Source organism: Cyclobacteriaceae bacterium (genome assembly GCA_013141055.1).
Taxonomy (GTDB): Bacteria; Bacteroidota; Bacteroidia; order Cytophagales; family Cyclobacteriaceae; genus ELB16-189.
Genome location: JABFRS010000001.1, coordinates 1,565,456 through 1,585,973 on the forward strand (window position 1 = coordinate 1,565,456; position 20,518 = coordinate 1,585,973).

The window sequence follows — 20,518 nt, forward strand, 5'->3', positions numbered from 1 at the left end:
TATGGAAACCATTAATAAAAATTTATCGCGCAGAAATTTCATCAAGCTCGGAGGTCTTTCTGGTGCGGCGTTGACGCTGGGACTTTATTTCCCTGCTTCAGGAAAAGATACTGTTGGAATTATTACCCCTGAATCTGAGGAAAATCTGGGAATCGATCTTAATGCATGGATAAGCATTGATACAACGGGTAAAGTTACAATCACCAACCATCGTGCGGAGATGGGACAAGGATCTTTTCAATCGGTACCACAGATCATTGCAGAAGAACTGGAAGTGGATCTGAACAAAGTTCATATCATTTTTGCCCAGGGTAATAACAAGAAATATGGAAGCCAGGTCACTGGAGGTAGCTCAACGATTCGTGGCAACTATCAAAAACTATTAAGGCTCAGTGCTACGGCACGTGAGATGCTGATCGAAGCTGCTTCCAAAAAGTGGGGTGTAGCAAAATCAGAATGTTATGCCGAGAACGGATTTGTCATTCATAAACCAAGCGGCAAAAAATTCGGATATGGCGAACTGGTAGAAGAAGCTTCAAAGCTTGAACCGCCAAAAGAGATAGCATTAAAGGATCCAAAGAATTATAAAATATTGAGGAAGTCCATGCCGCGTCAGGATACTCCTCTCAAAACCAATGGCACCGCCATTTTCGGACTGGATAAAAAACTACCGGGTATGCTGTATGCTATGGTAGAGCGTAATCCGCGCTTCGTTGGGAAGGTGAAAAGTTTTGACGATACGGAAACGAAAAAAGTCCCTGGTGTTAAACATGTTTTTAAAGTAACACGCGACACATTCGGAAATATGTTTGAAGGTGTGGCGGTAGTAGCGGATAATACATGGGCCGCGATGCAAGGACGTAAAGTGCTGAAGGTAGAATGGGATGATTCCGGATTCACCTATCACAGCACCGAGCAGCTTTACACAAAGATGAAAGAGCAGCTGAAGGGTGATGTCATCTCTTTCAAAACAAAGGGCAATTTCAATGCTGCTTTCACGAAAGCAGAAAAAAAACTGGAAGCTCTTTATGAAACACCGTACGAATCGCACAGCTGTATGGAGCCGCTGAATTGCATTGCTAATGTAACAGCAGATGCATGCGAAATATGGGGACCAATCCAGGCACCCGATTGGGTTCAGGGAAATCTGGCAGGTGCATTAAAATTACCGATGGATAAAGTTGTAGTTAATATGACTTTTCTTGGAGGTGGCTTTGGTCGCAAAGCTTTTACTGATTATCCATTTGAAGCAGCCATGATCTCAAAAGAGATCAAAGGACCAGTTCAGGTTATCTGGAGCCGTGAAGATGATACAACACTTGGACCTTTTCGTCCTGGAATGGTGTATCAATGCAAAGGAGCATTAAGCAAAGGTGGATCGATCGCAGCATTTGAGACGAAGATGGCCGGACAGAACATGAGTACACAAAATCCCAACGCTGATAAGTCCAATTACAACAACAGCACAACAGAAGGTTTGCTTGAGCCATACTTTGACTCAATTCCTCATTACAGTTTTGGAGATACTCCACTTGAATCGCCTATACCCGTTATGTGGTGGAGATCTGTTTACGCTTCAACAAATGCTTTTGCTTTGGAAAGTTTCCTGGATGAAATGGCATTGGCAGCCGGAAAAGATCCAATGGATTTCCGCAAGCAACATGCTGGCGAACCCCGTTATCAGGATCTGATCAAAAAGCTGGAAGAAGTAAGCGGTTGGAAAAAACGTGGAAAGAATGAAGGTTATGGAGTAGCCATCACGGAGTGTTTTACCAGCATTGTAGGTGAGGTCGTTAAAGTTTCGAAAAAGGCTGACGGCAAAGTAAAGATTGATAAAGTCTGGGCGGTGATGGATTGCGGCTGGTATGTCAATCCCGATATCATCCGCGCGCAGGTGGAAGGAAGCATCGTCATGGCATTAGGTGCTGCCGTAAAACACGCTACGCACTTCGTTGACGGAAAAGCTGTTGAGAAAAATTTCAACACTTATCAGATGCCCCGCATCACTGACATTCCCGAAATTGAAGTTCATATAATGGACAATGACGAGAAAGCAGGCGGTGTAGGTGAGCCAGGATTGCCACCTTTTACTCCCGCGCTCACAAATGCCATCTGTGACCTGACAGGAAAAAGAATCAGAGTGCTTCCTTTTAATCTGGAAGATATTTAAGTTTAGGAAGTCCAGTGTTGAAGTGCCACCTGAAGGTTAAGCACTTCAACACTAACTTATTCCCTTTCTCATGAAAAAGATCATCCCTGCAGTTCTTGTTGCCCTTGTTATTGGAAGTTTTTTCTCCTTTCAAAAACCATTTGACTTAAAGTCCAGCATTGCCAGAGGTAAGGAAGTTTATGGGAACAACTGCATTACCTGCCATATGGAGAAAGGTGAAGGAATGGAAGATGTCTTCCCTCCTCTTGCAAAATCTGATTACCTGATGGCCAATAAGAAAAGGTCGATTCAACAGATCATAAAAGGCGTATCAGGAGAGATTAAAGTAAATGGTAAAATCTATAATTCAGACATGATTGCAATTGATCTGACAGATCAACAGGTAAGCGATGTTTTAAACTACGTAAGAAATTCGTTTGGTAATAAGGGAGAAGCAGTCACAGTCGAACAGGTGAAAGCAGAACGCAAATAATCTAATCGCGATGGAGAAAATCAAATCGGCACTGCCTTTAATATTATTTGCTGCTTTGGCGGCCATTGCCATTTTTTTCGCCAATGATATCCTGAATTCAAAACCCTCTCATATGCAGGGGGTAATTGTCGAAAAATTATTCGTAGCCAAAAAGGGAACAAATGTTGCCGGGCCTTATGGCGGAACAATACGAACAAACTACTTCATCCAGACTCAAAAGGAAGAGCAGTGGATTGCCCGCGTTGTAATGGAGACTGGTGACACTCTGATCGTACATTGTTTGCCAAGTCACTACAGCACCAAGCAAATTGGCGATATCATGCATTTCAAAAGATATGAAGGAGAGCATCTTCATATTCAATTCTTTGCACACAACGAAGAGGAAGAATAACGACTTCGTTTCCGTATTTTAGATCCACTAACACTATGCTATGAAAATTCATGTAGGCTACGCCTTTGCTATCAGCTGCGCATTATTCAGCTGCACAAATTCCAAAACAGATCAGCCTGCCTCTAAAGTCTCTTTCACAGACACTTATCTTGCTCCCACCTTTACGGATACAGATCGAATCGAAAAAATGAAGGCAGCATTTCCCGCCATCGACAAGATCTTTCATGATTACTTTGAAAAGAATCATTTCCCGGGGATAGCCTTCGGCATTGTAGCAGATGGACAGTTAATTTATTCCAATGCATTCGGAGTTTCTGATGTCAAAATGATGACCCAGACCACTTCAAAAACAAACTTCAGGATTGCTTCCATGACGAAAAGCTTTACAGCTGTTGCCATTCTTCGTCTTCGAGATGAGGGAAAGCTGAGTCTGACGGATCCTGTTTCAAAATATATCCCCGAAGTAAGCAAGGTTAGTTACCTCACTCAGGATTCACAGCCCATGACAATTGAACATCTGTTGACGATGTCAGCAGGATTCCCGGAAGACAATCCTTGGGGAGATCGTCAACTGGCAGATAAAAACGAAGATCTGATTGCTTTGCTTAATGAAGGAATCTCTTTCTCCAATGCTCCGGGGCTTACATACGAATACAGCAATCTCGGATTCGGAATGCTCGGACTCATTGTAAATAAAGTCTCTGGTCAGCCATATCAGCAGTATATCAATGATAACATTTTGAAACCATTACAGATGAATGATACCCGTTGGGAGTTTACGGAAGTTCCCAAAGAGCAATTGGCACTTGGGTATCGCTGGGAAGACAATACATTCAAAGAAGAACCCATATTACATGATGGCATCTTCGGCGCAATGGGAGGTTTAATTTGTTCCATTGAAGACTTCAGCAAGTATGTGCAATTCCATTTGTCGGCATGGCCTCCCCGCAACGAAGATGAGTCTCCTGTTCTAAAGAGAAGTTCCTTACGGGAAATGCATCAGCTTCAAAGATTTGGTGCACTGCTTTCAAATTTCAAAACCCGAAGTGGAAATTTATGTCCGACAATCGGAGGTTATGGATATGGGTTAGGATATAGAAAAGATTGTAATGGAACAGTATCCATTCGTCATGGAGGCGGCTTACCCGGATATGGAAGTGAGTGGAGATTCTTTCCGGATTACGGAATTGGAATCGTGTCACTCAGTAATCTGACATACGGTGGATTGGGCTCTCAGAATGCAGCAGCGCTCGATACACTTGTATACATAGCCAAACTTCAACCAAGAGTGCTTCCTGTTTCTTCGATCCTGGAGCAACGACAAAAAGAAATCGTAGAAAGCATTCAAACATGGCCTGAAAATAAAATGAATTTATTTGCTGAGAACTTCTTTATGGATTTTTCTTTGGAATCGCGAAAAGCAACGAGTGCTGAAATGTTGATGAAGGCGGGGAAGATAATAAGCGTTGGTAAGCTGATACCTGAGAATCAGCTTCGTGGAAAGTTTGTCATCGAATGTGAGGAAAAGAATATCCTTGTATTCTTTACTCTGACACCTGAAAAAACTCCTTTGATTCAGCAGCTGGATCTGGAAGTTGCTGACAAATAAAACCTTCAACAGGAAAATTCGTTTCGCATTTAAATAATCAGCGATATGAAAAAACTATTATTCTTTATCATCACTCTTTTCACTTTCACAGCACACGCTCAGGAAGTTCAGAAAGAAATTGACCAGCAGGTCTGGAAACCTTTCACTAAGGCCATCATGAGTCAGGATGTCACTTCGTTTCTAAGCGTTCACTCCAAAGATCTTGTTCGTGCCGAACGCAACAGCAAAAGAGTCCTTAACATTGAGGAATACAAAAAAGCAATGGAGATGAGCTGGCCTCGCTGGAAAGAATCCATTAAAAAAGATCAGATCACTTATACTTTTGAATTACGTTTCACAGAACGTATCAACAATGCAGATATGGCCTACGAAGTTGGTTATTTCAAAAATGAAGACGTTACCAAAGCCGGTGAGAAAAAAGTCTATTATGGAAAATTTCAGGTGGCCCTTCGCAAAGAGAATGGTGTCTGGAAAATTCTGGTCGATTCAGATTCCAACGATGACGGAAAGATCACTGAAAAGGATTTTCTGGCAGCCAGGCCCATCGAATGAAAGAACCGGTAATCCTGATTCTGGCAGCGGGCTCATCCTCCCGCATGGGACAATCCAAACAGCTTTTGAAAATAAATGAACAATCTATGCTGCGCAATGCGTCAGTGGTTGCCCTTGAGTCTGGAATGCAGACGATCGTCGTGCTGGGTGCGAATGAAGGAGAAAATCGCAAAACGATAGAGGATCTTACTTTAAAAATTATCGTCAATCCCGATTGGGAAAATGGGATGGGCAATTCTCTTAAAAAAGGAATCAGCAGTCTTCCAAAGAATACAGATGCTGCAATTGTTATGGTTTGCGATCAGCCGCTTCTCAACTCCGCTCACTTGAAAAGGATAAGAGAAAAGTATCAGTCTTCTGATAAAAGAATAATAGCATCCTATTATTCGGGCACGTTTGGTGTCCCAACTCTTTTTGATAGTTCGTTGTTTGAGGAAATTAAAAATCTTACTGACGATCAGGGAGCCAAAAAAATCATACAACTCCATCAGAATGAAACCTTAAATATCGAATTCCAGGAAGGAGCAATTGATCTCGACACTCCGGACGACTTCAGGAATTTTGTATCTTGAACCAAAAGGATATTGGTTCAAAATGCGATTCGGTAAGACCTCAATTATTTATCTCTTTCCTGTAATCATCCTCAGCATTATTTCCTGCAATGCACCAACTCCTTTAGACCCTGCTCAAAAAAATCTTATCCCCAAACCTGTTTCAGTATCCAGCACAGGAAAATCATTTACTCTAAAGGCAGATACGAAGATCTATATAAATGGGAGCACCATGCTTAAATCAGTTGGTGACTATCTCTCTGAAAAATTTTCTACTGCTACAGGGTTTGATTTACTGGTCGAATCCGGAGATCAAGCTCCTGCTTCTGGAATTTATCTGATCGTTGACTCGACATCGAACAATCATAATCCGGAAGGTTATGAACTCTCAGTATCAGAAGACCTCATAAAAATATCTTCCCCTACTGAAGCAGGAATATTTTATGGCATTCAAACTCTGCGTCAACTTTTGCCACCGGAAATAGAAATGCCCGGACTTCAAAATACAGAATGGAAAATTCCTACCGGCACAATCGTAGACTATCCTGCCTATGCATGGAGGGGGACGATGCTGGACGTGGCCCGTCACTTCTTCAGCGTGGAAGATGTAAAGCGATACATTGACCTTGCCAGCTATTACAAAATAAACATCATGCACCTTCATCTCAGCGATGATCAGGGATGGAGAATTGAAATTAAATCGTGGCCCAACCTCACTACTCACGGAGGCAGCACAGCAGTGGGTGGTGGCAAGGGCGGATTCTTCACTCAAGAACAATACATCAATATCATTGAATATGCCAAAACCAGATTCATTACGATCATTCCTGAGATTGATCTTCCTGGACATATTAACGCTGCATTAGCATCTTACGGCGAACTTAATGGAGGAACCATTGTACCGGAAGAGGGGAAAGTAACACCTGTTGTGGCTCCCGACCTCGGCTCTAAGTCAAGGCCCACCAAATTATATACAGGCATTGCTGTTGGCTGGAGCACTTTACGGGTTGAGAAAGAAGTGTCATTCAGGTTCACCGAAGATGTCATTCGGGAAATCTCCGCAATAACTCCTGGTCCTTACTTTCATATTGGTGGTGATGAGGCCGCGGCCACAAAAAAAGAGGACTACATAACTTTCATTAACCGATTTAAAGGGATTGTAAAAAATAATAACAAGATCATGATTGGATGGGATGAGATCGCACAGGCAGCAATAGATTCATCCATCATAACCCAGCACTGGAGTTCCGCAAAGCATGCTGAAATGGCTGTTGAGAAAGGAAGCAAACTGATCATGTCACCCGCTAAGAAAGCATATCTTGACATGAGTTATGATTCGACATCAAAACTGGGATTGCACTGGGCAGCTTATATTGAAGTTGACAGTGCCTACAAATGGAATCTTTCAACACATATAAAGAGCATTGATCGATTCAGTATCCTTGGAATAGAAGCACCCTTGTGGTCTGAAACCATTAGCAACATGGACGAGCTTGAGTATCTGGCATTCCCTCGTCTGCCAGGTTATGCCGAAATCGGATGGTCACCGGAAACCGGCAGAGGTTGGGATGAATATAAAGTCCGATTGGGAAATCATGGGCAATATATGCGCGCAATGGGCATAGATTTTTACCGATCTAAGCTCGTGCCCTGGAGGGACTGAAATAAATCACCATATCCGTGTTATACCTTTAAAGTCTTCCTCGCTATACCTTAGCATCAAATCAATGCGATGCGTAAGCTATTATTCGTACTGCTGTCTATTCTTTGCTTTAAAGTTCATGCTCAGCAAAATCATAAAATTGAGGAAAAATCCATTGGCGGATATAAAGTATCCATATACCTTCCTCCGAATTACGATCCTTCACGGAAATACAAGACGCTTTACTTTAATGATGGGCAAACCGTTTTCGGAAGTTCCGGACTCAACGTTGATGCATCCGCAGACGAGCTGATCAACAAAAAATTAATTGAGCCCCTGATCATTGTTGGTATTCACAGCGATTACAACCGTACCAGTCATTATGTTCCTTATAATGACCCAAGCATGATTCAGGACTTTGGAAACTATCAACCACAAGCAAAAGAATACTCTGAAGACATAATAAAAAAAATAATTCCCTTTATTGAAAAAAGATACTCAACCTCTTCTGGCAGAGGGATTGCCGGATATTCTTTCGGCGGGCTTCATTCAACATGGATTGCATTGAATTACCCCGAGTACTTTTCATTCTCAGGAAGTCTTTCCCCCTCCTATTGGGTTCAGGATTTTAAAATCTTTGAAGAAGGAAAAAAAGCTAAGGACACTCAGACCTATTACTTCGATATAGGAACAGGCGAATGGAACTACTACGTACCTATGCTGCTCCACACTAAACTGCCAATATTGAAATCAATATTCTATTATGAAATTTTCGGCTCTCATCACCAGATCAGTGATTGGAGAGGTGACAGAATTAAAAATATTCTCCTGCTTTTTTCAGGGAATACAGATCTGACAAAATATATGTGGGATATTCAGCTTGAGATCATTAAAAGTGAAAGCACCGGAAAGTTCTATCCGCGAATCAATCCGACCATCAGATATTCGAATGGACTTCAATGCTCTATTAGTTATGCCGCAACCTTCAAGCTATTAAATACCGAAGACGGGGTTGTCAACAAAGATGGAAGCTTCCGGTTCACCAATCCCAAAGATCTTACTGTAAAGATCACCTATGATGGCCAGGAGAAGAGCATCACTGTTAATTACAATGAGGTAGAAAAAATTAAAGCAGGACTTTAGTAGTCTTCTCTACTTTAGTTTCTCAAGATTTGATTTAAGAATAATAATATCCTGTAGTTGTTCAGCCGGAAGGATTTTATGATCCTTATCATATCCCGGCCATTGACTATTTGCTATATAATAGAGAGTACCCTTATCGATGGTGCCAAGGGTGGGCTCATTAAAAGCTGGATGATTTCTGTCAATTGTCTTAAAACCGGTCACAGTAGCGTTGCTTTTATCAAGATTCAACAACATAGCTCTCAGGGGAACTACTCCATTCTGTATGATGATCAATTTTCCATTATAAAAATTCAATCCGTCAATTCCTTTAAGAGAGACGTCGAGATCACAAATTAATTTCGACAACGTTTTTGATTTGATGTCGAGCTTAAATAAGCCTTTGACATAATCAGAGATGAATATGGTTGAATTGTCGTCCGAAAATACAATTCCCTGAATATTGACAAATTCCGGTGAATCGAAGTATCGCTCCAGCTTCCCGGTAGCTTCATTCAATTTCAGAATCAGGTTGTTTACACCGTCTGAAACAAAAACTTCATTCTTCTTTGAAAGGACCAGATCACCAAAAACAGAATTTTTTACATCGGAAGGCGCATCAAAGGATCCTGCCGGTTTACCGGTAGACAACTCATACTTAAATACTTTTGAAGGCATTGCCGCATCAAAATTCTCCATCTCTGCGATCGGGGACGAGCATGCCCAAAGGAATTTTTTCTGCGCGTCGATCTTCACTCCGAAAATTGCAGCCATATCAGGTGCGGTGGCAAAATCAGATACCTTACCTGCTGGGTCCACCTTCACAATTTTTCTTTTATGAATGCTTCCCAGATAAAAAGATCTGGAGTCAGGATTGTACGCAATACCCTCCACATGCAGCTGGCGATCCTTTATAACAAAAGCCGTGTCCGAAGCGGCAAATGGAGTCTTCATCTCCTCTTGTAGCTTAACAAGGTCCTGAAAATCCTTTCTGCTCTTTAAAGTAGCGAGGTCAGGATTATTTAAATCATATCGTGCATCAATCAATATGCTCTTCTTAAGAAATAATATTGCCTCCTCCGGCTTTGAGCTTAAAGCAGCCGCCACTCCTGAATAGAACAGAGCACCCTGATGATAGGGATTCATCTTGGCAGCCTCCGCAATCTTCTCTATAAACAATGGATACTCCTTGTTCTTGTAATACTCACGTGCCTTCGTATAAGTTTCACCAAAGGTGGATTGCGATTGACAAAGATGTGTTACAAAAAAAAGAGAAAGAAGCAGAGTGGTATGACGCATGTGGGTGGTTTTATTAAAATCAAATCTACCCACGACCCTATTAAAATACATCACCCTTAATGCCGTAGACTGTTAAACTATATCAACTTCAAAAATGGAAATAATTGCATTATCTGATAGCGCCTCAAAGTCTATTTCCTTTGTATTCCACAATGCCAATCCATCCCTTGTCTGCAGCAAGCGATCCTGAACTTCAAATGCACCCTCCAGGATAAAGACAAATACTCCCTTGTCTTGCTGACTTAATTTATACGAGGAATCCTTTCTTCCTGAGAATTTGCCAATGAATGAGTTTATACCAATGATCTGAAGCTTATCTCTGTTGTTCTCAAGATCAAACTCTGATTTTCTGATCTTCCCGGAAGGCTGATCCTGCTTTTGCCATAGATGCAGAAAATTGATCAGGTCATTCTCATACGGATTTGAAATTTCAAGAATTGTATTCTTCCGAAGAGAAAGAACGACTGACTGACCAACTTCAACTGTATCAGCTTTGCCTTCATTTGTTTTGTATTCAACAGATCCGACAATGGGAATTAAAGTAATCTCTGTTGGTTCTTTTATTTCAAACGAAAGAGTACTACCGCCTTTTAAGGTATCATCATTGAAAGCAATCAGATTGCCGAATGACTTCTTGCTCTCTTTAAAGTAATCTCCAAAATTAAAAATATGAAAGCTTCTCAACCAATCAGATTGAGTACGCCCTCTCTGATCCGCCAGATAAATTGTTGCAGACGAAGCCATGATTGAATGTACACAAATTCAATACTTAATGCATCAGACGTTGACTACAATTGTATGAGTAAGTTCAAATCCTGCTGCAACACTCCCCGTAATGGAGGATAATTCACTGGTAACACCATCAGAAAATACATTGTCAGATGCATTGTTAGTATAGCCTGTCATGCCCTTTGTATAACCATTCACGGATGAGGCATTCACAAGATTAACCGCACTTCCTGAACCTTCAGGAAAAGCAATTTGGGTGACTAGCAAGGAAGCTCCCGTGGCACTATAAATGTGAACGTGAATATGCGTTGCTCTTCCACTATACCAGCCAGGAAAAATTGAACTGAATCCAATCTGACCATTACTGTCGGTGGTTTGTCTGCCGCGCAGAAAATGATACTGCGATCCGGTATAATCAACGCTTTGCATACCCGTACCACCATACTCCGAATAATATCCATCTTTATCGCAATGCCAGATGTCAACAATAGCGCCAGTCAATGCAACACAATTCTTATTCTGAATAGTAATTTTTATTGCGAGATCAACCCCTGTCCTGTCCGCGCGGATATCTGTAAGCACGAGTCCGGAAGGAGTTTTAGTTGGAAATGGGCCAGCAGTTTCTGTATTGGTAACTGTACATGCACCCGATGCTGATGGATCATCACTTTTGCTGCACGCACCTATCAATGGCATCAGGAACGTAGTCATTCCCAATGTCTTTAAAAACTGGTCTCTTTTCATAGCGTTTTCATTTGATATGCAAAATAACGCAACGATGAGCACGGAGTTATAGAAATCAACCTCGATAAAGACAAAGAATGTTATTGTGTAGATGAATAACTTTTAAAACAAAGAATAGTTGTTAAAATGGATTGCCAAGAAGTCCTTTTGTGAGACTTTCCCATTGCATCCGGGAAGCGCCCATGATGGCAAAGGTGGCAATCGTGATATTCCTCACTTTGTCAACGACCTTATTTGAATCTGTGTTTGGCAGTTCATTCCTTCCATAAATTCCCGCTGTAATTCTTAGTCCTTTTCTAAGGATTTGAAAAGTACTGGTAGCGGAATCAGAAAAGAAGTGTGAAGTCCCTTCCTGCGGATGCTGAGGATTTCCTGCCGGACGAACCTGAAGAGATATGCTTTCCTCATTGTCAGAATTCTTGACATCAAGCTTTTCAACCTTCACCCAATCATAACCATTACCCGTTTTTGTAGTCGGACCCGGAACATTGATTCGGAAATAATCATTTTGATGAACTTCTCTTTCAACTGCTTTACCATTTTCATCTGTAAGTTGAAAAACAGAAATAGAAGGATGCGTTAACGTGTGCCAATGGTTTACATCCAGTAATTTCTGACTGGAATTTCTGAAAAAGTATTTGGCAGCCGCAACCGATGAAGAAATAACCGAATGCTCTACATTCAACTCATTCCCTGTTACCTGTCGTGGTACCGTGTTTTTTCCTATCGAATCCATTTTAAAAATTTGTGGCAAAAAATCCCCAATGAAAGAATGGGTGGGTTTTCACCAATCGCTCTTCACATCATCAACTATGAATTACGATGATATGAATATCGTGCCATGCCTCCTCCGATGGCTTCAATTTTGCAATCAGATTCTCCATTATGGAAAATATGACTTTAATAGAGGGAGAACTTTCTAAAGAATACTGGAATAATACCATCGAAGCCTATCTCATTGCAGGGGTCGCTATCATACTTGGATTACTGCTGATCCGCATATTCAAAAGACTTATTCTTAAAAGGGTGGAAAAATGGGTAGCCAAAAGCGAAACCCAGGTCGATGACATGATTGTTAGTGGCGTGGAGCGTTTCGGTCTCCCGTTGATCAGCTTTATGGTTGTCTACTGGGGAATTTCTACCCTGACATTATCCCCCCAGGTTCAAAAGGTAGTTAACGTAGCCACTTCTGTTGTAACTGCATATTTCGTCATACGATTTATCCTTACTACAATTAAAATCATTCTCTCCTCATACATCAGTAAGCAAGAGAATGGTGCAGAGAAGGTCAAGCAGGTCGGCGGCCTCATGATCATCGTTAATATTGTAATATGGGTACTTGGCGGAATCTTCCTGTTTGATAATCTTGGGTACAACGTCTCAACGTTATTAACAGGAGTAGGAATCGGAGGTATCGCCATCGCACTCGCAGCACAAAACATCGTTGGTGATCTTTTTAATTACTTTGTAATCTTTTTTGATAAACCCTTTGAGGTTGGTGATTCCATCCTGGTGGACGATAAAAACGGTACTATCGAATATATTGGATTGAAGACCACCCGGCTGAGAAGCGTGTCAGGAGAACAGATCGTAATCTCCAACAGTGATCTTACCAAATCAAGAGTTCACAATTATAAGCGACAGGAAACGCGAAGGATCAAGTTTAATGTCAGCATTTCATTTCACACACCTCTTGAACAAGTCCGGGCCATTCCTGAAAAACTAAAATCAATCATTGAAGGTGTTCCCGATACTCGTTTTGACAGGGCTCACTTTGCGAATTTTTCAGATTATGCGCTCGTTTTTGAAGTGATCTACTTCGTGACGGTTCCTGATTATGCAAAGTATATGGATGTCCAGCAAGAGATCAATCTCAAGGTCATGGAATTATTCAAACAGGAAAAAATCAAATTCCTCATCCGGGAAGACAAACCTGGTGAATGGGATAACACTTAAACGAAACCGGCAAACTCTATGCGCTCACCAGTTTGAGTCGCATCAGAAGCTTGCCAAAAAAGTTGGTGGGTGATTTTGTCTCAGCCGAATTCTTTGGAACACTTCTTACGTGGCGTATAAAACTTATCAGCTTTTCATTCGCATAGGATCCATATGCGTCAATAAGTGTCCCCTTCCGTCCATCAATAGTCTCCAATTGGTATAGAACAGAATGATCTTTTGAATTGCTGCTTTGATCAAACCGGCACACATCCGAGATCATTACTTCCTCTGCGGTATATATCTTTTTCCCGTTCTGAGTGATAAGCCCCTGATCACTCACTCTGAAACTTTCGTAATAACCTCTCTCCACAGCCTTAACAAGGCAGTCATAAAGTGTCTGACTTTTCTCAACAGAGTGATCAACGGTGCTTTTCATAGTGTCTGGTCTCACTACCCTTGATTAAAAAAGCTTGCCATGGCCTTAAAAGACTGGTGATGCACTCAAGGTTTTCCATTAGAACATAAGAATTTATCAGATGCTGAAATAAGGAGTAAAAACATCCACAATTGCTAACCTAAAAGACGTGACTTTGACTTGATCACTATTGCGCCCCGGATTTTTGGATATACATTCCATTAAAATAATCTTCATGATCTCTGAAAAATCCCTCCCGATTATCCCAGCAGGCATCGCCAGAATTTTTTTTGCAGTCGCATTGGTCGGATTCGGCTTTCAGCAATTCATCTTTAAAATAATAATCATAGGTCGTCCTCCGGCATGGCCAACTTGGCTCCCCGAGGAGACTATCTTCGCCTACATCACAGGATTATTAATTGTCAGCAGTGGTCTTGCAATCATCATTAATCGCTGGGCAGTTCAGACATTAATGGCTACCGGCATCTTCGTACTGGCGTGGGCCGGGCTGCAAAATGTTTATCTGGTAGTTGCTCATCTGGACTTAGGTGCGAATCTTACCTTCATGGGCAAGTCGTTGACATTGGGATTCGGTGCACTACTGACTGCAACCACTTTTCGCCATGATGAAAATTATAATGCATCAATTTTTAATAGTCCGATTCTAAAACTCGCCTCCTGGTGCAGGTATGGAACAGGCTTGTTTCTTTTCTTCAGCGGTGTCCAGCATTTCCTATATGCCGAATTCGTACAATCATTGGTTCCTTCATGGATCCCTGGTGGTTTATTCTGGACCTACTTTGCGGGAGCTGCGCTTGCCGCCGCAGGACTGGGATTGATAACAGGCATCAAAGCACATCTCGCTGCTACACTTGCAGGCTGGATGGTTCTTACCTGGTTAATTATTTTGCATATCCCAAGAGCAATTGCGATGAGCAATCAAAATGAATGGACAGCTGTGTTCGAAGCGCTGGCAATAACAGGCGTCCTGTTTATGTTATCCGATAGCCTTAAGAAAAAATAGATTCATCTGCTGAATCTGCGATGCCAAAGACCCTTATAGTGGGCTCGGGTAAATACTGCCTTTCTCCTTTTGAAACATAATTCAACTGATCGATAAAGTTACCTGTCAGAAAACTGACTGAAAGTAGCCAGTCAGGAGTTTAATTGAAACTTAAGCAGAACCTAATTCGAACCTAGTTGGAACCTAAGTAGAACCTAAGTAGAACCTAGTTAGAACCTAATTAGAACCTAATTAAACCCTAATTAAAGTCCGATAAAGCTCTGAAAATCAACCGAATGGACAATTGTGATCCGAGGGTTGATGGATCAAATCCTCGTTTTCAGGGTGAAATGGCGTTCTATATTCCTAAGTTTAAATGGGATTGTAACCTTTCCACCCTCTCCCAGTAACTAACTCGAATTTTGATAAAATCAAGCGACTTGATAGCAGACGAGCAGATAATGGATGCCGTGAAAAACGGCGATCTTCAGCAGGCCACTGTGCTGTTTGAACGATATCACAAGCGGATTTTCAACTTTCTCGCCCGCATGACGATGGACCGGGCGCTGGCAGAAGACCTGACACAGAATGTGTTTCTGAGAATGATCAAATACCGGAACAGCTACCGGGAAGGAAACAAATTCCAGTCGTGGATCTACCAGGTGGCCAGAAATGTTTTCTCGGATCATTACCAGGTTAACAAAAACAGAAGATCAGATTTTATAGACGTTGAAAAAATGAGCGACATCATCATCGATCCGGACGAAGGAGCAGCACAGAATGAAAGGGAGAATATCCTTCACCGTTCCATGGCCATGCTCAATGATGAACAACGTGAATTACTGGTGCTGACACGATTTCAGCAAATGAAATATGAAGAGGTTGCAGTGATCATGGAAACAACAGTAGCAAACATTAAAGTGAAGATCCATCGTGCGATAGCAAAGTTGAGAGAACATTATTTCGAATTGGAAAAGATCTGAGTTATGGAAAAGGAAAAAATAGAATCAATGCTGATCGATTATATCGATGGTACACTGAACGACACAGAGCGTTCGATCATCGAAGCAGAGATCGCAAAAAGTGAAGAAGTCCGCAAACTCTATAATCAGTTGCGTAAAGTCCTCGGTGCAATTGATCTCTCAGGAAAACTTGAACCAGGGTTGCGCTTGCGTAATTCATTCGAGAAGGCTCTTGAGGAAGAGATTGCCAAAGAGAAACCCACCAAGACAATCTTTTTCCAGCCAACATTTTATCGTGCGGCAGCTGCAGTAGTATTGATCTTGTCAGGAGTTGCCATTGGCGTAGTAGTGAGCAATAACCTGCAGCGCGAAAATGAAATGGCTGTGCTTAGAAAGCAGATTGAAGACAACAAGCAAATGATGCTTGGAATGATGGACAATCAGCAATCTGCCAGCCAGCGCATCCAGGGAGTGAACGTTGCATTGAAGATTGATCGGGCGGATAATGATGTTGTTCGTGCACTTGCAAAGCGAATGAATGAAGATCCAAATACGAATGTGAGAATGGCAGCACTGGATGCACTCAGCAAATTTCATCAGGAACCTTTGGTAAGGAAGATTCTGATTGAATCTCTGGGACAACAAAAGGATCCGGTCGTACAGATTGCACTCATTCAGCTCATGGTACGCATGAAGGAAAAGGGTGCCGTAAAAGATCTGGAAAAGATCATCGATGATAACAAGTCGATGGAAGCAGTGAAAGATGAGGCGTACACAGGAATTTTAAAACTTTCCTAACGAGGAAACCAAGACACACACAAAATGAAAAATCGAATCAAAATATTATTTATACTGATCATGATAACTTTTTCTTCTGCCTTCGCGCAGGAGTTCAAGCTCGCCAAAAGCACCGGACGCCTGGAGATTAACATTGGAAGGGCAACGATACAGGGATATGATGGAAACGAAATCATCTTCACTTCTGCAGATTATGAGAAGGACAAGGACGAAAGAGCGAAAGGTCTCAAGGAGATCAACAGCCTCGGACTTGATGATAATACTGGTCTTGGCATTAATGTGACAAGCACAGGAGAGGTTGTAACAGTTCGTCAGTTGAAAAAAACGAACTCACCAAAAATAAAGATCCAGGTTCCGAAAGGAATGATCATCTCATACTCACACGAATCCCAGTATGGAGGGGAGGTAAGCTTCAGAAATCTGGAAAATGAAATCGAGGTATCCGTACAATATAATAGTGTCGAACTCGAAAATTGCAACGGACCAGTAACGATCAAAACAATTTATGGACACGTGGAAGGAGTTTTTGAACCCACCACGAAAGGCCCCATCTCAATCGTCTCGGTTTATGGATACGTGGATGTTTCAATTCCAACCGCCACAAAAGCGAATCTGAAACTAAGCACTTCCCATGGACAGATATATGTTGCTCCCGATTTCAAGATTGATATCAACAAGCAGGGAGACATGGTTCGCTACAGCGATAACCTTAATGGAAAGATCAACGGAGGAGGAATGAATGTAGATCTGAATTGCAGCTACGGTAAAGTCTATCTCAGAAAAAAGTAAAAAAATGAAATTACTATCAATCATGCTGGTGCTGCTGACAGTTGGCGCACTACAAGCTCAAACCACAGTCAACAAGACAGTACCCGTACAGAGTGGACAAAAGATCAAACTCATGTTTGATTACCCCTCCATCAAAGTAAGTACCTGGGACAAGAACGAAATCTCAATTCAGGGGAAAGTAAGCATCAATGGCGGTGAGAATGATGATGCCTTTGTCATACAGTCTAAAACAAGCGGGAACACTCTAGTTATCTCAAGCGACATCAATGGTTTTAAGAATCTTCCGCAGCGCATCACAATCCGGGAAAGTAAGGGTTCACAGAAAATGGTTTTCAGAAATAAAGCTGAATGGAAAAAGTATGCAGATGAACATGGCAGAACCTATTTCATGATGAATGAAGGTGTGGACATCGACATTACTCTGGAAATAAAAGTACCACGCAACATGGAGACACTGGTTGATTGTGTGTATGGAATGGTAGAGGTCAAGGATTTTGTTGGTCCCCTTACGGTGAAAGCAACGTATGGAGGTGTGGATGCCGCACTTATTGAAGAAACCACTGGTGAATTGGTTGCTGAAACAAATTACGGACACATTTATTCTGATCTGAATTTTTCAACACAAAAGAAAAATGTGCAGGAAGAAGATTTTCACACCTATGTTTCTGCCAAGCCAGGTTCAGGTCCGAAGTACAGTTTTGAATCTCAATACGGAAATGTATATCTGAGAAAGATAAATTGAAGTTAAAATCGAAAAAAATTGCAATTTTTTAACAATAGATAGTCAGTCATTAATTACTAAAAAGAAAAAAATGAAAAAAAATATAATAACACTCGCATTTGCTATGGCCATCACTACGATACTAAGTGCTCAGGAGTATAAGTTGGCTAAAAGCACCGGACGTCTGGAGATCAAAGAAGTCAATAACGTAACGATCGAAGGATACAATGGAAATGAGATCATCTTTACTTCTGCTGATAGAAGTCGCGATGGCGATGATCGTGCAAAAGGTTTACGCGCTGTGAGCAGCATGGGTCTTGAAGACAATACCGGCATTGGCATCTCAGTAGTTGATAAAGGCACCGTTATTCAGGTTGCTCAATTGAAAAAAATGGATGGGCCGAAAGTCAGAATACAGGTACCGAAAGGAGTGACGGTTTTTTTCAGCCACACTTCTCCCCATGGAAGCACGGTGAGGTTTAAAAATGTTGAAGGAGAAATTGAGGTGTCCACAGTTCACAACAATGTTGAACTTGAAAATGTAACAGGACCAATGGATATTAAAACGGTTCATGGAAACATTGAGGCGGATCTTAATACAAATCTGAAGGGCCCTGTATCCATCAAATCGGTACACGGTCATGTTGATGTGACGATACCACTGGCTACAAAAGCAGCCATGAATTTGAGCACAACCTGGGGTGAAATTTTTATAGACCCTGCTATCAAGCTTGACATCGAACCGAAAAGTGATTATGTGAAGTATGGTTCAAACAATGTGAATGGCAAGACCAATGGTGGAGGAATAGAATTCACACTCTCCTCAACACATGACAACATCTACCTGAGAAAGAAATAAATTATTGTAAGTGGTTGGTCAATCGCACCAGCCACTTACAGTCATTATAAACTATTCAAATATGAAAAAGATACTATTACTGGTTCTTACCTGTGTTTCCATTCTCTCTCATGCTCAAACTAATTTTGAAAAGACAGTTCAGATCAAGGCTGGTCAAAAATTGTCAATCAACTTTGATGATCCGGATATCAGGATCCAGACATGGGATAAAAATGAAATTCTGATCAAAGGCACTGTCAGTATCAATCGTGGAGAAAACGATGCGGCTTTTGGTCTTGATGTTAATGTCACCACTCCTGAAGTAACCATCACCTCTACCCTTAAAGACAAAGAATCTCTCCCAAAGAGAATCACTATCAAAAAAGGTGAAACAGAATACTATTTCAAGACAGACAATTTCAATGATCCTGAAATTCAAAAGTTTATTGAACAAAATGGGAAAGATTACTCCTACTCTTCAGTGGGAATTATCAAGGATATCAAGCTTGAGATCTTCGTTCCAAAAAATACAGAGACTAAGATCATTGCAAAACATGGATTAGTTGAAGTAAAGAATTTCTCTGCCCCTTTGACAATCCAATCTCAATATGGTGGAGTGGATGCAACGGTTACTTCTCAAAATGCAGGAGAGCTTTTGGCGCGCTCTCGTTATGGAGAGATCCTCACCAATCTCGATATCAAATTCGATCAAACGAAACCAGTTGATAAGAGTGATAAGTGGACGGAGATATCAGCAAAGATTGGAAGCGGGCCCAAGTATAATTTCGAATCGAAGTACGGCAATGTTTATTTGAGGAAGCCTAAGCCATAAACTAGACAAGGCTTTTCCACAGATAAAGCGTTGCATACGCTTCCCAGCCTTTATATTTTTTAAAGATTCTTCTTACGCGATCAAGATTGGGTTTTGATCTAAGGCCCAATTGATTTTTAATCGCATTGTGAACGCCGGCATCCTCCAGCGGAAATGCATCAGGATGCCGGAATGTTTTCATTAAGGCATAATTCGCTGTCCAGTTGCCAATGCCCTTTATCTTCATCAATTCTTCTTTTGCTTCATGGAGAGACAATCCCGTCATCTTCGCTCGTGAAACTCTGCCTTCAGCAAAGGCCTGTGCAATTCCCACAACATAATTTGCCTTCTGTCTGGAAAACTGAAGAGGAAGCAATTCAACAGGTGATAGTTCTGCAATCCTGGCGGCTGAAGGAAATATATAATAGTTCTGACCTCCAAATTCCAGATGCTCTCCATAAGTCTCGACAAATCTTTGCTTCAATGTATAAGCAAATGACAGATTGATCTGTTGGCCCAGTACTGCCCAGATTAAAGATTCAAATAAATCGGGTTGCCCTACTATTCTATAACCGTAATGTTTCTTTACAATACTCTTTAATAAGTCATCTTTCTTTGCCAGGAGGTAAAACGGCCTAAGGTCTGTTGCGAGATCGAACCATTCATGAACATAAGTCTTCACTACTGACCTGGCCTTTGCCGATGGGGAAGCATTAAGAAAATCTATAATGAGCGTTCCACGACCTTCTCTTACTGAGAAGAGCAACAACTCCTTATCGACCTGCAGAAGTTTTACAACATAGTTTTCCTCAACCCGGTGCAGAACCTCTTTAGGGGAACGGCGCAAAAACTGGAAATTACTTTCAAAGCTGAATTCCTCAGGAAGACGAAGGATGATCTTACTCATATCAATTGCAATATATGCTTGCGAACGAAAAGTCAATGCAGATAATTCAAGTCAG

General features: G+C 41.5%; 22 protein-coding genes. 16 read left to right on the top strand and 6 right to left on the bottom strand.

What is annotated here, in order from left to right:
* Position 1: 1 nt before the first annotated feature.
* The 8 genes from HOP08_06930 (at position 2) to HOP08_06965 (ending at position 8,530) form a co-directional block, all read left to right on the top strand.
* Entirely contained in the window at positions 2-2,170 is a 2,169-nt protein-coding gene (locus tag HOP08_06930) for a xanthine dehydrogenase family protein molybdopterin-binding subunit (GenBank protein ID NOT74645.1), read from the top strand.
* 70 nt (positions 2,171-2,240) lie between these two features.
* A complete protein-coding gene (locus tag HOP08_06935) occupies positions 2,241-2,642 on the top strand; it encodes a cytochrome c (GenBank protein NOT74646.1) in 402 nt (133 codons plus the stop codon).
* Between the two features lie 10 nt (positions 2,643-2,652).
* Entirely contained in the window at positions 2,653-3,033 is a 381-nt protein-coding gene (locus tag HOP08_06940) for a hypothetical protein (GenBank protein NOT74647.1), read from the top strand.
* 40 nt (positions 3,034-3,073) lie between these two features.
* The gene (locus tag HOP08_06945) at positions 3,074-4,642 is read left to right on the top strand and encodes a beta-lactamase family protein (protein NOT74648.1); all 1,569 of its coding nucleotides are present in this window, start codon (positions 3,074-3,076) and stop codon (positions 4,640-4,642) included.
* A 45-nt stretch (positions 4,643-4,687) separates the two neighbouring features.
* The gene (locus HOP08_06950; GenBank protein ID NOT74649.1) at positions 4,688-5,194 is read left to right on the top strand and encodes a nuclear transport factor 2 family protein; all 507 of its coding nucleotides are present in this window, start codon (positions 4,688-4,690) and stop codon (positions 5,192-5,194) included.
* Entirely contained in the window at positions 5,191-5,766 is a 576-nt protein-coding gene (locus HOP08_06955) for a nucleotidyltransferase family protein (GenBank protein NOT74650.1), read from the top strand. Before HOP08_06950 ends, HOP08_06955 begins: the two co-directional genes overlap by 4 nt.
* Before the next feature lie 22 nt (positions 5,767-5,788).
* Entirely contained in the window at positions 5,789-7,408 is a 1,620-nt protein-coding gene (locus HOP08_06960) for a family 20 glycosylhydrolase (protein ID NOT74651.1), read from the top strand.
* Between the two features lie 69 nt (positions 7,409-7,477).
* Positions 7,478-8,530: an esterase family protein gene (locus HOP08_06965; GenBank protein NOT74652.1), complete on the top strand. Its 1,053-nt coding sequence runs from the start codon at positions 7,478-7,480 to the stop codon at positions 8,528-8,530.
* A gap of 9 nt (positions 8,531-8,539) precedes the next feature.
* Here the strand turns inward: HOP08_06965 and HOP08_06970 are convergent, their stop codons facing one another.
* From HOP08_06970 to HOP08_06985, 4 genes are all read right to left on the bottom strand, one after another.
* Entirely contained in the window at positions 8,540-9,808 is a 1,269-nt protein-coding gene (locus tag HOP08_06970; GenBank protein NOT74653.1) for a hypothetical protein, read from the bottom strand.
* Positions 9,809-9,880: 72 nt separating this feature from the next.
* Positions 9,881-10,552, bottom strand: a complete 672-nt coding sequence (locus tag HOP08_06975) for a pirin (protein NOT74654.1) — start codon at positions 10,550-10,552, stop codon at positions 9,881-9,883.
* A gap of 33 nt (positions 10,553-10,585) precedes the next feature.
* Positions 10,586-11,281 (bottom strand): intradiol ring-cleavage dioxygenase, encoded by a 696-nt coding sequence (locus HOP08_06980; GenBank protein NOT74655.1) that lies wholly within the window; start codon positions 11,279-11,281, stop codon positions 10,586-10,588.
* A 121-nt stretch (positions 11,282-11,402) separates the two neighbouring features.
* Complete coding sequence (locus tag HOP08_06985; GenBank protein NOT74656.1) at positions 11,403-12,017, bottom strand: hypothetical protein; 615 nt, start codon at positions 12,015-12,017, stop codon at positions 11,403-11,405.
* 149 nt (positions 12,018-12,166) lie between these two features.
* On the opposite strand from HOP08_06985, the gene HOP08_06990 reads away from it, so the two are divergent.
* Positions 12,167-13,237, top strand: a complete 1,071-nt coding sequence (locus HOP08_06990; protein ID NOT74657.1) for a mechanosensitive ion channel family protein — start codon at positions 12,167-12,169, stop codon at positions 13,235-13,237.
* A 16-nt stretch (positions 13,238-13,253) separates the two neighbouring features.
* On the opposite strand, the gene HOP08_06995 is transcribed toward HOP08_06990, so the two are convergent.
* Entirely contained in the window at positions 13,254-13,655 is a 402-nt protein-coding gene (locus HOP08_06995) for a hypothetical protein (protein ID NOT74658.1), read from the bottom strand.
* A 214-nt stretch (positions 13,656-13,869) separates the two neighbouring features.
* Here HOP08_06995 and HOP08_07000 point away from each other — a divergent pair, with 214 nt between their 5' ends.
* The 7 genes from HOP08_07000 to HOP08_07030 all read left to right on the top strand — a co-directional run bounded on the left by HOP08_07000 (position 13,870) and on the right by HOP08_07030 (position 19,577).
* Positions 13,870-14,658: a hypothetical protein gene (locus tag HOP08_07000; protein NOT74659.1), complete on the top strand. Its 789-nt coding sequence runs from the start codon at positions 13,870-13,872 to the stop codon at positions 14,656-14,658.
* Between the two features lie 422 nt (positions 14,659-15,080).
* A complete protein-coding gene (locus tag HOP08_07005) occupies positions 15,081-15,620 on the top strand; it encodes a sigma-70 family RNA polymerase sigma factor (protein NOT74660.1) in 540 nt (179 codons plus the stop codon).
* Positions 15,621-15,623: 3 nt separating this feature from the next.
* A complete protein-coding gene (locus HOP08_07010) occupies positions 15,624-16,397 on the top strand; it encodes a HEAT repeat domain-containing protein (protein ID NOT74661.1) in 774 nt (257 codons plus the stop codon).
* Between the two features lie 24 nt (positions 16,398-16,421).
* On the top strand, positions 16,422-17,186 hold the full coding sequence (locus tag HOP08_07015; protein NOT74662.1) for a hypothetical protein: 765 nt from the start codon (positions 16,422-16,424) through the stop codon (positions 17,184-17,186).
* A gap of 4 nt (positions 17,187-17,190) precedes the next feature.
* On the top strand, positions 17,191-17,928 hold the full coding sequence (locus tag HOP08_07020) for a hypothetical protein (protein ID NOT74663.1): 738 nt from the start codon (positions 17,191-17,193) through the stop codon (positions 17,926-17,928).
* A gap of 70 nt (positions 17,929-17,998) precedes the next feature.
* Entirely contained in the window at positions 17,999-18,766 is a 768-nt protein-coding gene (locus HOP08_07025) for a DUF4097 family beta strand repeat protein (protein ID NOT74664.1), read from the top strand.
* 61 nt (positions 18,767-18,827) lie between these two features.
* Positions 18,828-19,577, top strand: a complete 750-nt coding sequence (locus HOP08_07030) for a hypothetical protein (protein ID NOT74665.1) — start codon at positions 18,828-18,830, stop codon at positions 19,575-19,577.
* Position 19,578: 1 nt separating this feature from the next.
* Here the strand turns inward: HOP08_07030 and HOP08_07035 are convergent, their stop codons facing one another.
* Positions 19,579-20,463 carry a DNA-3-methyladenine glycosylase 2 family protein gene (locus tag HOP08_07035; GenBank protein ID NOT74666.1) on the bottom strand — a complete coding sequence of 295 codons (885 nt, stop codon included), beginning with the start codon at positions 20,461-20,463 and terminating at the stop codon, positions 19,579-19,581.
* Positions 20,464-20,518: the final 55 nt, after the last annotated feature.

Coding starts and splice junctions, on each gene's coding strand:
- HOP08_07000 (NOT74659.1), top strand. CDS start 13,870: ATGATCTCTGAAAAATCCCTCCCGATTATCCCAGCAGGCATCGCCAGA.
- HOP08_07030 (NOT74665.1), top strand. CDS start 18,828: ATGAAAAAGATACTATTACTGGTTCTTACCTGTGTTTCCATTCTCTCT.
- HOP08_06935 (NOT74646.1), top strand. CDS start 2,241: ATGAAAAAGATCATCCCTGCAGTTCTTGTTGCCCTTGTTATTGGAAGT.
- HOP08_06960 (NOT74651.1), top strand. CDS start 5,789: ATGCGATTCGGTAAGACCTCAATTATTTATCTCTTTCCTGTAATCATC.
- HOP08_07035 (NOT74666.1), bottom strand. CDS start 20,463: ATGAGTAAGATCATCCTTCGTCTTCCTGAGGAATTCAGCTTTGAAAGT.
- HOP08_06965 (NOT74652.1), top strand. CDS start 7,478: ATGCGTAAGCTATTATTCGTACTGCTGTCTATTCTTTGCTTTAAAGTT.
- HOP08_06945 (NOT74648.1), top strand. CDS start 3,074: ATGAAAATTCATGTAGGCTACGCCTTTGCTATCAGCTGCGCATTATTC.
- HOP08_06990 (NOT74657.1), top strand. CDS start 12,167: ATGGAAAATATGACTTTAATAGAGGGAGAACTTTCTAAAGAATACTGG.
- HOP08_07025 (NOT74664.1), top strand. CDS start 17,999: ATGAAAAAAAATATAATAACACTCGCATTTGCTATGGCCATCACTACG.
- HOP08_06980 (NOT74655.1), bottom strand. CDS start 11,281: ATGAAAAGAGACCAGTTTTTAAAGACATTGGGAATGACTACGTTCCTG.
- HOP08_07015 (NOT74662.1), top strand. CDS start 16,422: ATGAAAAATCGAATCAAAATATTATTTATACTGATCATGATAACTTTT.
- HOP08_06970 (NOT74653.1), bottom strand. CDS start 9,808: ATGCGTCATACCACTCTGCTTCTTTCTCTTTTTTTTGTAACACATCTT.
- HOP08_06975 (NOT74654.1), bottom strand. CDS start 10,552: ATGGCTTCGTCTGCAACAATTTATCTGGCGGATCAGAGAGGGCGTACT.
- HOP08_07020 (NOT74663.1), top strand. CDS start 17,191: ATGAAATTACTATCAATCATGCTGGTGCTGCTGACAGTTGGCGCACTA.
- HOP08_07010 (NOT74661.1), top strand. CDS start 15,624: ATGGAAAAGGAAAAAATAGAATCAATGCTGATCGATTATATCGATGGT.
- HOP08_06940 (NOT74647.1), top strand. CDS start 2,653: ATGGAGAAAATCAAATCGGCACTGCCTTTAATATTATTTGCTGCTTTG.
- HOP08_06995 (NOT74658.1), bottom strand. CDS start 13,655: ATGAAAAGCACCGTTGATCACTCTGTTGAGAAAAGTCAGACACTTTAT.
- HOP08_06955 (NOT74650.1), top strand. CDS start 5,191: ATGAAAGAACCGGTAATCCTGATTCTGGCAGCGGGCTCATCCTCCCGC.
- HOP08_06985 (NOT74656.1), bottom strand. CDS start 12,017: ATGGATTCGATAGGAAAAAACACGGTACCACGACAGGTAACAGGGAAT.
- HOP08_06930 (NOT74645.1), top strand. CDS start 2: ATGGAAACCATTAATAAAAATTTATCGCGCAGAAATTTCATCAAGCTC.
- HOP08_06950 (NOT74649.1), top strand. CDS start 4,688: ATGAAAAAACTATTATTCTTTATCATCACTCTTTTCACTTTCACAGCA.